At 44.3% G+C, this 13445-nt stretch carries 13 protein-coding genes; 8 read left to right on the forward strand and 5 right to left on the reverse strand.

Features of this window, described 5'->3' with window-relative positions:
• Positions 1-14: 14 nt before the first annotated feature.
• Complete coding sequence (locus tag Q7J08_RS01500; protein WP_304909920.1) at positions 15-833, reverse strand: DUF169 domain-containing protein; 819 nt, start codon at positions 831-833, stop codon at positions 15-17.
• A gap of 100 nt (positions 834-933) precedes the next feature.
• On the opposite strand from Q7J08_RS01500, the gene Q7J08_RS01505 reads away from it, so the two are divergent.
• Positions 934-1584: a YitT family protein gene (locus Q7J08_RS01505; RefSeq protein ID WP_304909921.1), complete on the forward strand. Its 651-nt coding sequence runs from the start codon at positions 934-936 to the stop codon at positions 1582-1584.
• A gap of 14 nt (positions 1585-1598) precedes the next feature.
• Here Q7J08_RS01505 and Q7J08_RS01510 read toward each other — a convergent pair whose 3' ends face one another.
• The gene (locus Q7J08_RS01510; RefSeq protein ID WP_304909922.1) at positions 1599-2447 is read right to left on the reverse strand and encodes a glycerophosphodiester phosphodiesterase family protein; all 849 of its coding nucleotides are present in this window, start codon (positions 2445-2447) and stop codon (positions 1599-1601) included.
• 190 nt (positions 2448-2637) lie between these two features.
• Positions 2638-3189 (reverse strand): flavodoxin family protein, encoded by a 552-nt coding sequence (locus tag Q7J08_RS01515; protein ID WP_304909923.1) that lies wholly within the window; start codon positions 3187-3189, stop codon positions 2638-2640.
• A 162-nt stretch (positions 3190-3351) separates the two neighbouring features.
• Here Q7J08_RS01515 and Q7J08_RS01520 point away from each other — a divergent pair, with 162 nt between their 5' ends.
• Complete coding sequence (locus Q7J08_RS01520) at positions 3352-4458, forward strand: YeiH family protein (RefSeq protein WP_304909924.1); 1107 nt, start codon at positions 3352-3354, stop codon at positions 4456-4458.
• A 41-nt stretch (positions 4459-4499) separates the two neighbouring features.
• On the opposite strand, the gene Q7J08_RS01525 is transcribed toward Q7J08_RS01520, so the two are convergent.
• Positions 4500-5333 carry a class I SAM-dependent methyltransferase gene (locus tag Q7J08_RS01525; RefSeq protein ID WP_304909925.1) on the reverse strand — a complete coding sequence of 278 codons (834 nt, stop codon included), beginning with the start codon at positions 5331-5333 and terminating at the stop codon, positions 4500-4502.
• Between the two features lie 351 nt (positions 5334-5684).
• On the opposite strand from Q7J08_RS01525, the gene Q7J08_RS01530 reads away from it, so the two are divergent.
• From Q7J08_RS01530 to Q7J08_RS01555, 6 genes are read left to right on the forward strand one after another with little or no spacing between them, the layout of a single operon-like run.
• The gene (locus Q7J08_RS01530) at positions 5685-6806 is read left to right on the forward strand and encodes an ABC transporter substrate-binding protein (RefSeq protein ID WP_304909926.1); all 1122 of its coding nucleotides are present in this window, start codon (positions 5685-5687) and stop codon (positions 6804-6806) included.
• A gap of 1 nt (position 6807) precedes the next feature.
• The gene (locus Q7J08_RS01535; protein WP_304909927.1) at positions 6808-7812 is read left to right on the forward strand and encodes an iron ABC transporter permease; all 1005 of its coding nucleotides are present in this window, start codon (positions 6808-6810) and stop codon (positions 7810-7812) included.
• Positions 7809-8591 carry an ABC transporter ATP-binding protein gene (locus Q7J08_RS01540; RefSeq protein WP_304909928.1) on the forward strand — a complete coding sequence of 261 codons (783 nt, stop codon included), beginning with the start codon at positions 7809-7811 and terminating at the stop codon, positions 8589-8591. Before Q7J08_RS01535 ends, Q7J08_RS01540 begins: the two co-directional genes overlap by 4 nt.
• Positions 8592-8601: 10 nt before the next feature.
• A complete protein-coding gene (locus tag Q7J08_RS01545; RefSeq protein WP_304909929.1) occupies positions 8602-9348 on the forward strand; it encodes a nitrogenase iron protein NifH in 747 nt (248 codons plus the stop codon).
• Between the two features lie 2 nt (positions 9349-9350).
• Positions 9351-10577, forward strand: coding sequence for a nitrogenase component 1 (locus tag Q7J08_RS01550; RefSeq protein ID WP_304909930.1), 1227 nt, complete (start codon positions 9351-9353; stop codon positions 10575-10577).
• Positions 10578-11741 carry a nitrogenase component 1 gene (locus Q7J08_RS01555; protein WP_304909931.1) on the forward strand — a complete coding sequence of 388 codons (1164 nt, stop codon included), beginning with the start codon at positions 10578-10580 and terminating at the stop codon, positions 11739-11741.
• A 111-nt stretch (positions 11742-11852) separates the two neighbouring features.
• Here the strand turns inward: Q7J08_RS01555 and Q7J08_RS01560 are convergent, their stop codons facing one another.
• The gene (locus tag Q7J08_RS01560) at positions 11853-13193 is read right to left on the reverse strand and encodes an aspartate aminotransferase family protein (RefSeq protein WP_304909932.1); all 1341 of its coding nucleotides are present in this window, start codon (positions 13191-13193) and stop codon (positions 11853-11855) included.
• Positions 13194-13445: the final 252 nt, after the last annotated feature.

Consider the following 13445-nt stretch of genomic DNA (forward strand, 5'->3'; position numbering starts at 1 on the left):
TCGTTAATTCCCCCTCACTCCTTGAACTTCTCCCAGATCATCGTCTGGAAAAAACTCTTCGGCGCTACCGCCTCCATTGCAAGAAACATTTCCCAGGGAACCGCGTAGGTCATATACTCATTCGGGATAACATTTCGACAATGCCCGCGACCCGCAAGATCCGTCATACCGAGAACGCCGTTCGGCACATCCTTCTTTGATTCCTGCAAAACTTTGCTTCCGAGTGCCTGACATGCCGACATCCGTGACGATGCATAAAGCCCGTTCCCGCCCGGAAGCGAACCCGCGAGATGCATCAGAGCCGCAAGCTCAACAGGATTCACCGTAAAGATCACCGAGACAGGGATCTCTCCGTCCAAAAGATCCTCCAGCGGCTTAAACACGGCATATTTCCCTGAAATCGGCGGTATCACAGTGACTTCATTATTAATGAATGCTTTTGCCGTCTCAAAATCTGCGTGCATCCGTTCACCCTCCAGAAATTTCCGTCGGATGTTTTCCGGCATCCGATCACAAAATTTCTGATACATCTCCGGATCCTTCGCCGACTCAAGACCATACGAGAAAAATGCCGCAAATGTATCTACGCCTCCAATTGCTGCCGCGTAACCGTTCCCAAAACAGAGACCTGCCGTTGCCCCGGCACAAAGACATGTTTCTTTCGTGAAAACTGCCGTCTTTCGATCTCTGATAACATGCGAAATAAATCCCATCACACATCCTCTTCGTGCCCCCTCTTTTGGGGAAATCGCGTCTGAAGGACAGGTATCTGTCCGCAGAAACACGATCGGCCCAAATGCTCCTCCTAACTCAGTTGCAATACGGCTTTCCATACGATAATTATTGATTTCCCGTATTATAGCAGTATCCCTGTCGATCATCCCGTCCCGCATAAATACCAGACCGTCCAACCTATATCAACTTCCGTGCATCATGAAACAAGATACTGCCATTCGGATAACGGTGATGATCCTCGGTCTCTTTATCATGTCGCTCGGCATCGCCGTTTCCACCAAAGCAGGCCTTGGGACGACCCCCATCTCATGCGTGCCATATGTTCTGAGCCAGGGATTTCCTCTCTCCTTTGGAACGTTCACCTTCCTCATGAACTGTCTGTTTGTTGTTTTTCAGTATTTCCTGCTGAAAGAAAAGTTTGAAACCTATCAGTGGCTGCAGATCCCGCTCATATTCGTATTCAGTATATTCACTGATCTCGCGATGATCCTCGTAGGAGATCTCGTTATTACCGGTTATGTATTCCAATGGATATTCTGTCTCATGAGTTGTGTTTTGGTCGCATTTGGTATTGCCCTGCTCCTGAAAGCAAATCTTCTGATGATGGCAGGGGACGCTCTCGTAAGAGCGTTATCGCTGGTCTCGAAGATTCAGTTCGGCTATACCAAAGTAGGATTCGACAGCACAATGGTAATGACAGCGGTCGTCATTTCATGGATACTGTTTGCCGATTTAGTGGGCGTGCGGGAAGGAACGATCGTTGCGGCAGTTTTGGTCGGCCTTATCGTGAAGTTCTTTATACCCAAACTTGGATGTCTGGACCGGATCTTCACGGAAAAAACCTGCTGAACGCTCAGTTTGCGTTAAGGCAGAAACGAGTCGAAGATGATCACATCAAAAGAGGATTTTGCTGTATCCAATTCTTCTTTACTGCGGATCGTCCACCCGACTTTAACTATGCCGAATAATCCGGTACAGATCCGATAAGACAATTGATTTCTATAATGAATGTTGTAGGCAATAAAATCAGGTCTGATATAAAAATTCATCAAACAATTTGTGAGAGTAAATTTCTCTAAAAATGTCAGTTTCGGCAGTTGAACGCACGTGAGGGACGCCAGTTCCTTATGATAATCCGTACTTAAAAAGCCCCGTAAATAGTCCGGGCGATTGATCCTGAACCAATGAACTATCATGGGGTTGAACGATTCGATACAAAATAACCCGTTATACGTATCAAGACATGCAGCTGTTCTTTCACACAGTTCTGCATAATCAGATGAAGAAGTGTTTTTCAGTTCAACGATGAGAGGGACAGTCCTGTTTATCAGAGATAAGACTGCAGAAAATTTAGGTATCTTTTCATCTGATTGAAACAGCCTGTACTCTCGAAGCATAGCATAGGTACAATCTGCAATCTTTGTATCGACCTTGGACGTGCGATGCAGATCTTCATCATGGATAACGACCACCTCGCGGTCTTTGGTCAGCTGCACATCCAATTCGATCCCAAAACCGGCATCAACCGCTTTTTGAAATGCGGACAGGGAATTTTCCGGAGCTGACGTTGTATTGTTGAATAACCCTCTGTGCGCAATGCGGTATTGTCCAAAGACAAGCATCCTCTCTTTTCTGGTTTTCCCGGGGTAGAGTAAAAAAAGATAGAGGCAGGCCGCCGCAAGGAAGATTATGAGAATATAGAGAATGATCATAGCTCGCTATTTTTCCGTAAATGCATAACTATTCAAAACCAAACTGTTTGGATTATTGAATATCGTCTGAGTATATTATTACACCCGGTATCGTAAAAAGGTATATTGGATCTCTTTTTAGCTTTTCAGTTTAGGTACCTTGTGAAAAAAACTATTCAGCGTTCAGAGAATGAAAAAAAGAAGTTGTTCCTTATTCAGTGAGTTTTTCACCAAATGCTTTTGCCCGTGCAAGCTGTGCATCCGTGACCTCATCTGCGTTGTGGAGCCCGCCGAAGAATTCCGGTGAAAGGACATCTGCACCGCAGCTCTCAAAGCCTTTGGTCAGATGTTCTGCTGCAATCGGATAATGCGTTTCGTCCGTAAAACCCTGAGTAATGATCGCAGCAGCTTTCTTCCCTTTCTTCAGCCTGGAACCGGCCGGACCGAGATATGCATACATCCGGTCAACGAAGCATTTGCTTTGTCCGGTTATATCTCCAAAATACACCGGGGATCCGAGCAGGATCACATCCGCTTCATTGAGTTTGGTGTAGAGTCCTGCCATGTCATCCTTCTGGCAGCAGAATGTGGTCTGGTCCTTTTTGCATTCTGTGCAGCCCAGACATCCTTTGATGTTTAGTTTCGCGATGTTGATGAACTCGACATCGGCGCCTTTTTCCATTGCAGCTTCAAGAGCCGCTTCGATCAGTTTTTTCGTACTGCTCTTCGGTGCTGCAGATCCAGATAATCCGATGATTTTCATATGACCATATATTATCCGTGATTATATAACGGGTTTTTGTTCATCTGAGGGAGGGAAAAACAATGTCATCACCATCCAAGTTTTTCAAATGGAATAGTTTGCAAGGGAAAATGAAACTTTCACTTTCCAAATTCTTATCCTGTATCAATACAATAATATTCTATGAGTTCATATCGGGAAGATTTCAGGGATTACTTCCGGTTCCATCGGGGTTTGATTCCAGGGATTCTCGTCTGCATCATAGTTGCTCTCGTTTCATATCTCCTTACGCGGGGTACGCTCTGGGAAGGCGGGTTCAGGATTCTTCCGGCAGAGTTGTTCACTGATAATCCGGTGTTTTATTTCCTTTCAAAAATAGGACCGATCGTCCTTGCCCTCATCATCTGCATTTTTATCAATGTCAGGAAATTCGAAGCAGGAGGGTCATACGCCGGGAAATACATCCTGCGTATCGCCATCATCCTGATGGGTGCCAGAGTTACCTATGATGTTTTGATGACCGGTTCTCTTGTAGGTCTCATCATCATCCTTTGCGTTCTCGCAGGAGTTTTGATTGTGGCAATGCTCATCGGAAAAGGCTTTAAATTTCCGTGGGATGCAGCCGTCCTCACCGGCACCGGGAATGGAATTTGCGGCGTTTCAGCAACGCTTTCGGTAGCTCCGGTAATCAATGCCGACAAGAAACATGTTGATGCAGTGGTCGGCGTTATCAGCCTTTTAGGGATCGTCGGCGTATTTGTCATCCCGGCAATCGCGTCTTTTCTTTCAATGACTCCCACGCAGGCAGAGGTTTTCATCGGAGGGACTCTGCATGAAATCGGGAATGTCATCCCGGCGGCAGACCTCTACTACTCGATCACGGGTTCTGACGTTGGGGCGTTGGCACTTGCTTATAAAATGATCCGGGTTGCCATGCTTGTGGTGGTCGCAACCGTGTTTGGCTGGATGTACTGCAGACGTCAGAAGAAGCAGGTGAACGGGTCCTGTCCTACGGAAAAAGCCAAAATCCAGGGATTTCTGATACTGTTCGTTATAATGGCTGTTTTGATGAGCCTGGTGATTTATTTCTTTTATGATCCGGGAAAAGCGATCCAGGCACTCATCACAAATATTTCAGTAACTATTCTGACGATCGCAATGGCAGGTGTTGGTCTATCGATGAATCTGAAAGATACTCTTTCAACCGGTAAAAAGCTGCTTCCATTCGGTATTGCAGTCTGGCTGTTCCAGATCGTAGCCATGTGCATTCTTATAATGCTGTTCGTATAAAAAAAGAAAAATTTTCACATTTTTTTGAGGTATTTTTCAATCTATTTTTCCCACCAGATATGAGCAAGGTACGATGTGCTTGGAACACGGACTCCTGCATCGGTCTTCTCGAATTTATTCGCGAGATACGCGTTCACGATCTCCTTCTGCCAAGGTTCCGATGCCGACAAACGGCCGTAATAATCCTCCTGCATGTCCAAAACGGTCGAATAGAGATGACCATTCGTCTCGGTTTTCAGGTTGATATTTGCATTGATGTCAAGCTGATTCAATGCATTCCAGAGCACGGATGCATTCGGTGCACTGTAATACGGTTTTCCGTGCAGACTCTGCCAGAGATCTTCATGTCCCCATGATGAGGATTTTGAGGTCAGATACCAGTAGATATGGACACCTTTCTTTGAAGCACCGTCCATCTTAAGCATGTTTTCCCGGAGATTGCCAAACATAAGCGATCTTGACGCGATCACAAAGTCATGACTGCCTGCCTCTTCCGGGGTTACATTCTCCCAGCGTTTGCGGATCCCGGCGATCTCCGGAGCGTGCATATGCATCCGGTATTTCTCCATCGCCTCACCCATCGGAATGGATGGTTCGATGACGGTTACCCGGCAGCCGGCACAGGCAAGAGGGACAGCGAGGGTTCCGGGTCCGGCACCAATGTCAAGGACGGTGGATCCCGGCGGGATGTTCATTGATGCAATGTTATCCTCGATCTTGCCGCCTTTTTTATTAAGAAGATGCTTGACGAACCGGTCGACATTTTCCTGGTCCGACCAGAAACTGTCTTCTGTATCGCCCGGGTTGAGTTTTCCTTCAAGAGCACGTGTATAGGTTTCATCCCAGATTTGGCAGTAGTCCGGTAGTTCAGTCATATATATTATGGTTTATTTTTGCAGATTATAAACTACCACTGATTGTCATTTTTGATAACGGACAAGGGAGTTCAACACTTGGAAAATACTATCGACACCCTTTTGAACGTATAAGCAAGAAAAATGACACTTTCGTTATGATAAAAATCTCCAGGAATCAATTTGGAGAGAGAAAAGCATGGATTCAGTCAACTCTGCAATCATTTACCAAAAAGAGATCACTCCAAAATATTACCAAAGCTTAGATTATTAAAATATATCACATATCATTTTTTTATACTGCAATATATAGTAATAATATATAGTGTTTTATTAATATCAAATACGTCAAACAATATTATAGATAATATTATGACACATAAAAAAAATGTTTATCTCCCACTTATCATAGTGATCATTATTGCGATATGCGCAATTGCCGGATGTATTGGAACAAGTCAGCCAACCATTGGTCCTGGCACAACGTTCACTGACCTTGCAGGAAACAACGTCACCCTCCCTGAATCAGTTGATCGAGTGATTATCACTTCCATGTCGCCGATGGTGCCCATTTATGTCTACTACATGGATGGAACCGACAAACTGGTTGGTGCAAACTCGGCAGGTATCACCTACGCAAAATCAGGAGTTATGTCAACGATTTATCCAGAACTTGACTCTGTAGAAACCGGATTTGTTCAGGGAACTGTTATCAACATCGAAGAAATTCTCCGACTTGATCCCGATGTTGTCATCTACACCGGATCACGTCAGGATGAATATGCCCTTCTCACAGATGCAAATCTTACTGCAGTCGGATTCACCACCTCACTTGGCGCCACTGGTTACAACGTATTTACTCAACTCGACCTCTGGCTCAATCAATTAGGAAAAATAGTTGGAGAGACCAACAAAGCCGATGACCTCATCGCTTATAACACCGAAGTTCAGGAAAAAGTCGCTGAAAAAATCGACACAGTAACTGACAACGAAAAACCGCGTGCATTAATCATCTTTACCTACAAAGAAGGAACCTTGCAGGTAGCAGGAAGCGGGCACTATTCTGAATACTGGTTGAATGCAACCGGAGCAGAAAACGTTGCTTCCGAACTTTCCGGACTCAAACCAGTTGACATGGAACAAATTATTGCATGGGACCCGGAAATTATCTACTTTGCCAACTCCCAGAATGCTCTGCCTTCCGACCTCTACAACAATACCATTGCCGGTTACGACTGGAGTCAGGTAAGTGCAGTCAAAAACAAACAGGTATACATCTTCCCCTATGCAACCTACATGTCCTATGCGCCGTCTCTCGAAGATGGACTCGTCCTTCAGTGGATGGCACAGATTAACCATCCAGATCTGTTCAAAGATCTTGACATGGAAGAAGAAACCTCATACTTCTTCAAAGAATTTTTCAACTATACTGCGACAGATGAAGACATCAAAGGATTCCTGAATCCCGAATACATTGCAGTAAGACTCCATTAAGATGAAAACTGTCTCAAAAAAATCATTTTTCATTTTTTTATTTTTTCTTCCGATAGCAGTAGCTTGTCTTGCCCTCTGTGTTGGGAGATACTGGATCAACCCCATTGATGTCTATGGAGCGTTTCTGGCATTTTTTGGATATCCCGTTGAAACGACCATCCAATCAGTTGTTCTCAACCTCCGGCTTCCGCGAATCCTTCTCGCTCTCTTTGTAGGAGCAGGTCTTGCCATTGCCGGCACAGCGTTTCAGTCAACATTTTCAAATCCCTTAGCTTCACCGGATATCATCGGGGTTTCATCGGGAGCTGCCTTTGGCGCAGCACTTGGTCTTTTGCTCTTTGAAAATATGTTCATTGTTCAGATTCTTGCAATAATTTTTGGTCTCGCGGCGATTGGGATTACATTTGCTTTAAGTAAAGCGGCAAAAACCGATTCGATCCTCATGATAGTGCTTGCCGGCATCATCGTCTCCGGATTTTTTACAGCGATGATTTCATTGGTAAAATATACCGCCGACCCTCTGCTGAAACTTCCTGAAATTACCTTTTGGCTTATGGGCAGTTTGGCAGGGGCGAATTATGAAAAAATTGTGATTGCAGCACCGCTGTTGCTTCTTGGCATCATTATTATCTGGATAATGAAATGGCGTTTAAATATCCTTGCGTTAAGTGAGGAGGAGATCCAATCATGCGGAATCAATCCAAAACGTACCAGGTGGACAATAATCATCGCTGCAACATTGATTGTCGCAGCGACAGTATCACTATGCGGACAAATTGGATGGGTTGGATTAGTGATACCTCATGTTGCCCGAATGCTGGTTGGTTCAGATAATCGCTATGTTATTCCAGCAAGCATTAGCATTGGAGCCTGCTATCTTCTGATAATCGACACACTCTGCAGAACAATATCACCATCAGAAATTCCGTTGTCTATTATGACAGCATTGATCGGAGCGCCATTATTTGCATATCTGTTTCTTAAAAAAGCGAGATCATGGCTATGAAACTAACAATTCAAAAAGGATGTTTTGGCTATCATGATGATTATTTGTTTAAAGATATTAATTTCACGGTGAATGACCAGGATGTCTTCGCAATTCTTGGACCAAACGGCATTGGAAAAACAACGTTACTGAAATGTATTATGAATATGCTTCCTTGGAAACAAGGACATGCATATCTGGATAAGACCGACATTTCAACACTACCGTCCAAAGAATTCTGGAGGCAGGTATCTTACGTTCCGCAGGCAAAATCATCGGCATTCAACTATCTTGCTCGCGACATGATTATGCTTGGACGAAGTGCCCATCTTCCTTTTTTCAAAGAACCAGGCGATTCTGACATGGAAATTACCGAACGTGCCATGGAGACTCTTGGAATCACACATTTAGCGAACCGCTCTTGTAAAACACTTTCCGGGGGAGAAATGCAACTGGTTTTAATTGCCCGGGCACTTGCAACTGAGCCAAAAATATTGATTATGGACGAACCTGAATCAAATCTGGATTATCACAACCAACTCATGATTCTGGAAAAAATACATGATCTTTCAAAAACGATAGCCTGCATCATCAATACTCATTATCCGGAACATGCTTTGCGTATCTCTAACAAGGCGTTGATGTTTCTCGGGAATGGAGAGACTATCTGCGGCAATACGCCTGACATTATTACAGAACAGCATCTTCGCGATGCATTTCGGGTGAATGTAATGATTGGAAATGTTTCAGACGGAACCAAAATCCATCAATACATATTACCAATATCCATCAGAAAATAAGGAGTTATGAATGAAAAAAATTGCATTTTATGGAAAAGGCGGAATCGGAAAATCAACCTGTGTCTCAAATATATCTATGGCTCTCGTTGAACAGGGATTCACGGTCATGCAGATTGGCTGCGATCCAAAAGCGGACTCAACAAGAAATCTTACCCGCGGGGATCCGATTCCATCTGTTCTCTCAGTTATGCGGGAGAAAAAGAATGACATTTGTCTGGACGATATTGTTTACTGTGGATCCGGCGGAATTTTGTGCGTAGAGGCAGGAGGCCCAAAGCCGGGATCGGGTTGTGCAGGTCGCGGTATTATTACTGCGTTTGAACAATTGGAGGAACTTGGGGCATATAAAAAATATCATCCAGATATTATTCTCTATGATGTTTTAGGAGATGTGGTCTGTGGAGGGTTCGCCCTGCCGATTCGTCAGGGATATGCAGATGAGGTGTGTATTGTAACATCCGGCGAGATGATGTCCTTGTATGCGGCAGATAACATATCTCAGGCGGTTAAAAATTATTCAAAACGCGGATATGCAGCATTGAAAGGACTCATATTCAATGCAAAAAATATTGAAAATGAAGATGAGATTGTGGAAAAAGCGGCTGCAGAAATGAATACAAAGGTTTTGTCCAGGATTAACCGTGACCCGATTGTCCAAAAGGCTGAAAATGCCGGCATGACTGTTGTGGAATATGCACCGGATTCATCTCAAGCAGATTTGTATAGAAAACTTGCAGGAATTTTACTTGAGGATTAAATATGAATAAACTCTGTTTCTGCTCAACCACCTATGGAGGATATGGGATTGTAAGAGTCGGTTCATTAATTCCGGAAAGCTATCTATTGTTTGTCTGCCCGCCATCATGCGGGCGGCACACATCCATCAATGCAATTCAGCAGGAGTATAAAAATAGGATCAGTTATCTTTTCTTTGATGAGCATGAACTTGCTCTTGGAATGGTTGAAGATGAGCTCTGTAATGCTATTGATGAACTTCTACCTCAGATACAACGCCCTAAAGTATTTTTGGTATATATCTGCTGTGTTCTTTATTTAGCAGGATTTGATGAAAAAAGTATAATTGATGAGCTGAAAAAGCGAAATCCCGACATTGTATTTCAAATTTGTCTGATGAATCCAGTGTCTGCAGATACGAAACGTCCCCCTGGACTGACTATGCAGGAGAAGATGTACTCATTACTGGATTTCTCTTCATCACAACTGAACACGCTCAATTTTATTGGGAATAATGTGCCGATCAATTCCAACAGCGAAATTTATGAAGTGCTAAAAAACTGTGGGGTTACAGAGACATTTCATGTATCTGACCAACCCTCATTTGAAGATTTTAGACGAATGGGGCGATCAAAATGGAATCTGGTGGTTCGTCCCGAAGCGATTCTTGCAGCAAAAAGTCTAAGTTCCCGAATGGAATTTCGCTTTGTTCCGGTCTCTTATGATATTATTCAGATTAGAGAGCAGTATGAAGAGATATTTTCGATGCTTTCTGCACGATGCGAGCTCGAAGAGTATGAAAAACGTGCGCGGGAAGCAATCAATAAAGCAAAAGATGCAGTGGGAAAAAAGCCGATCGCAGTCGGAGCATCTGCGGTATGCAGACCGTTTAGTCTTGCTCGGGCATTGATAATCTATGGCTTTGTTGTCACTGACATTTTCGGAAAAGATGTTGTGCCCTTTGAACGCGAAGCGTATGAATGGATACGAAAGTATGCTCCGGAAATTGTGATCCATGATACGAAAGATCCCGCAATGACGAATAACATTGGAAAATGCGGTATGGCGGAAATTGCTGTCGGATATGATGCAGGATATTTCGCAGGTGCTGAAAGTGTGGTCGATTTGCTTGGTGATGAAGGGATGTTTGGCTACTATGGGGTAGAACTCTTGATGAATCTTTTGATAGAGAGTGTCTCTCATCCAAAGGATCTGCGCAAAATGATTGAAGCTTATGGACTGGTGGCATAAATGAGCCATCTGTTTGTACACCTGCCGTCATTTGCAACGGATTATTCCGGCGCCGCTTCGGTATTTTATAATATGGGCGGGCTTGTAGTGATCCATGAACCATCAGGATGTATGGGTAATTTTACCGGATTTGACGAACCCCGCTGGTATCATGCTCCAGAGATGGTATTTAGTTCATTTATCCGTGAGGAGGAGGCAACGATGGGTGATGATTCGATTCTTCTCGATAAAATTCTTCAGGAGTGCAAAAATCATCATCCCAAATTTGTTGCAATTCTTGGAACACCAGTCCCTGCATTAATCGGTTGTGATATCTCGGGAATTGCTGCTGAAGTTTTTGATGCTGCCAAAATTCCCGCATTTGGGCTGAATACTACAGGATTTCAGTATTATGATGATGGTATCAAAAAAGCTCTCCTGATGATCGAAGAGCAGTTTATGAAGGAATCGGGAGTAAAAGAGCCAAAAACAGTCAATATCCTCGGATACACCCCCTTAGATTTTTTCATTTCAGGCGACGATCGAAGATTAGCATCATTTGTAGAGTCGTGCGGATACCGGGTATTATGTTTTCTCCCCGGAGATGATCTGGAGACGATTATCAAAGCACCCAATGCGGAAAAAAATATTGTGGTGTCCGCGGCAGCAATTCCTCTTGCAGAAAAAATGAAGGAAAAATATGGCACTCCTTTCTGCGCAATGCTTCCGGGAACTACTAACGACAAAGAGAAAATGCAGGCATTTTTACAAGATTATACGCCGCAACTTCCCGCCCCTCATGTTTATTCCAGAAAAGCGCTTGTGATTGGGGAACAGATTTCTGCGAACACTAGACGTGATTTCCTGATTGAAGACCTGAATTATTCTACGGTGAATGTCGCCACATTCTTTGCATTTGCTGGTTCTATCGCACGTGAAGGAGACATCAAACTTTCAAATGAACTACATCTTCAAAAACTTATCGAAGAAGGATGTTATGATCTCATTGTTGGTGACCCGCTGTTTGAACGGTTTACGAACCAGCAACAGATTTTTGTTTCACTTCCGCATCCGGCAGTGAGCAGTAAATTACACTGGCATTCGTATGTTTCTCTTCTCAACAATGATTTTTCAACATATCTTTCTGCAAAGATAAATCACAAGAGTCCTGTAACATTACAGTAGAGCAGAGAATGAGAAAATTAGTTCGATTGATGCGCTGATAATAAATCTTCAAAATATTACAGCGCATTCATGCGCATAAAACAACAAATTAAAAAAAATGTGCCTGAATATTCAGGCAAATAATTTGGTATTATCCTGTTCATCGCCCGTTGTCTGGGAAGCTACTACCGCTGTGACCACCTGGGTGATCGCATTCCGCACGATCTCAAGACCCTGCATCAGCATAGCATCATCGGTCGTTAATGCAGGCATCAGCTTCACAACCGAGTCCTCTCTGCCCGAGAGCTCAAGGATGAGCCGGTTTTCAAAGCACAGCTGTCTGATCTGATGAGCGGTCCCTGCAGGATATGCCCCGCAGTCGATACCCCACATCAATCCAAGACCCCGGAAGGTCAGCCCCGGATCAATGAGCGGCAGGTTTGCAGCCAGATAATCCTGAACGATCTTACCTTTTCGAACGGTCTCCTCTTCGATATGCTCATTGAGCATGAACTCGAGAGCAGCCTTTCCTGCAACGAACGAAAGCTGGAAGCCTCTGAATGTTCCGTTGTGCTCACCTGGCGCGAGGACATCATACTCCGGCTTCACCAGAGCAATCGAACACGGCATGCCGATACCGCCGATGGATTTTGCCATGACCACGATATCGGGAACGATACCGCCGCGTTCGAACGAGAAGAACGAACCTGTCCTGCAGCATCCAGTCTGGATCTCGTCCAGGATCAGCAGCATATCATGTTTGTCGCATAATGCACGGATGTCTCTGAGCCACTGATCCGAGACGATATTGATACCGCCCTCTCCCTGTACGGATTCGAGAATAATGGCCGCCGGTTTATCAACACCGCTGTGATCATCACTCAGGATCATATCGATATACTCGATCGTGTCCAGATTCTTCATCATCGACGGATGAGGAACATGCGTTGCATTTCCGAGAGTCACACCACAGGCTTCCCGTGCAGTTCTCTCCGTCGTCAGAGCAAGAGCTCCAAGAGTCATTCCATGGAATCCGCCCATCAATGCCAACACGTTGGATCTGCCTTTCGCCTTGCGGGCGATCTTTAATGCAGCTTCAACAGCATTTGTCCCAGTCGGTCCCGGAAACAGGATCTTATAATTGAGACCGCGCGGGATCAGAACATACTTCTGCATGAACTGAATGAACTCGCCCTTGGCAATGGAATACATATCCAGACCATGGATCAAGCCATCACTCTGCAGATACTCGATCACTTTTTCTTTGATATAGTCATTATTATGACCATAGTTACAGCTGCCGGCCCCACAGAGGAAATCGATATACTCGATCCCGTTCTGATCAATTAGTAAAGAGCCTTTGGCTTTTGAAAAAATAACCGGATACTTCCGACAATACGACCTTACGTTACTTTCGAATTCTTCGAATAAGGTTGTTTCCATCAAGACGTCATTTGTGTTTTCAAGACCCATAGACCACACTCCTTTTTAGCTAGTATGAAAGTACAGGAAATCTAGCCCCGCAACCGGGCGGCTCTGAGATTACTAAACTTAATTGCCCCCCCCTAGGCTTAAAGGTGTCCCTCGTAAAAGAATGGAGAATTGCCTGATTTATGGACTTTGGGCCGATATCCATGGACTTCAAAAAACCAAATGCATGCCCGGATTTTCCATTTATGTCACAAGGGGGGTTGAATAGTTTTGGGTGACTGGGCTTCAGCGGTT

Source organism: Methanocorpusculum sp., assembly GCF_030655665.1.
In the GTDB taxonomy this organism is placed as follows: Archaea; Halobacteriota; Methanomicrobia; order Methanomicrobiales; family Methanocorpusculaceae; genus Methanocorpusculum.

Coding starts and splice junctions, on each gene's coding strand:
- Q7J08_RS01500 (WP_304909920.1), bottom strand. CDS start 833: ATGGAAAGCCGTATTGCAACTGAGTTAGGAGGAGCATTTGGGCCGATC.
- Q7J08_RS01505 (WP_304909921.1), top strand. CDS start 934: ATGAAACAAGATACTGCCATTCGGATAACGGTGATGATCCTCGGTCTC.
- Q7J08_RS01510 (WP_304909922.1), bottom strand. CDS start 2,447: ATGATCATTCTCTATATTCTCATAATCTTCCTTGCGGCGGCCTGCCTC.
- Q7J08_RS01515 (WP_304909923.1), bottom strand. CDS start 3,189: ATGAAAATCATCGGATTATCTGGATCTGCAGCACCGAAGAGCAGTACG.
- Q7J08_RS01520 (WP_304909924.1), top strand. CDS start 3,352: ATGAGTTCATATCGGGAAGATTTCAGGGATTACTTCCGGTTCCATCGG.
- Q7J08_RS01525 (WP_304909925.1), bottom strand. CDS start 5,333: ATGACTGAACTACCGGACTACTGCCAAATCTGGGATGAAACCTATACA.
- Q7J08_RS01530 (WP_304909926.1), top strand. CDS start 5,685: ATGACACATAAAAAAAATGTTTATCTCCCACTTATCATAGTGATCATT.
- Q7J08_RS01535 (WP_304909927.1), top strand. CDS start 6,808: ATGAAAACTGTCTCAAAAAAATCATTTTTCATTTTTTTATTTTTTCTT.
- Q7J08_RS01540 (WP_304909928.1), top strand. CDS start 7,809: ATGAAACTAACAATTCAAAAAGGATGTTTTGGCTATCATGATGATTAT.
- Q7J08_RS01545 (WP_304909929.1), top strand. CDS start 8,602: ATGAAAAAAATTGCATTTTATGGAAAAGGCGGAATCGGAAAATCAACC.
- Q7J08_RS01550 (WP_304909930.1), top strand. CDS start 9,351: ATGAATAAACTCTGTTTCTGCTCAACCACCTATGGAGGATATGGGATT.
- Q7J08_RS01555 (WP_304909931.1), top strand. CDS start 10,578: ATGAGCCATCTGTTTGTACACCTGCCGTCATTTGCAACGGATTATTCC.
- Q7J08_RS01560 (WP_304909932.1), bottom strand. CDS start 13,193: ATGGGTCTTGAAAACACAAATGACGTCTTGATGGAAACAACCTTATTC.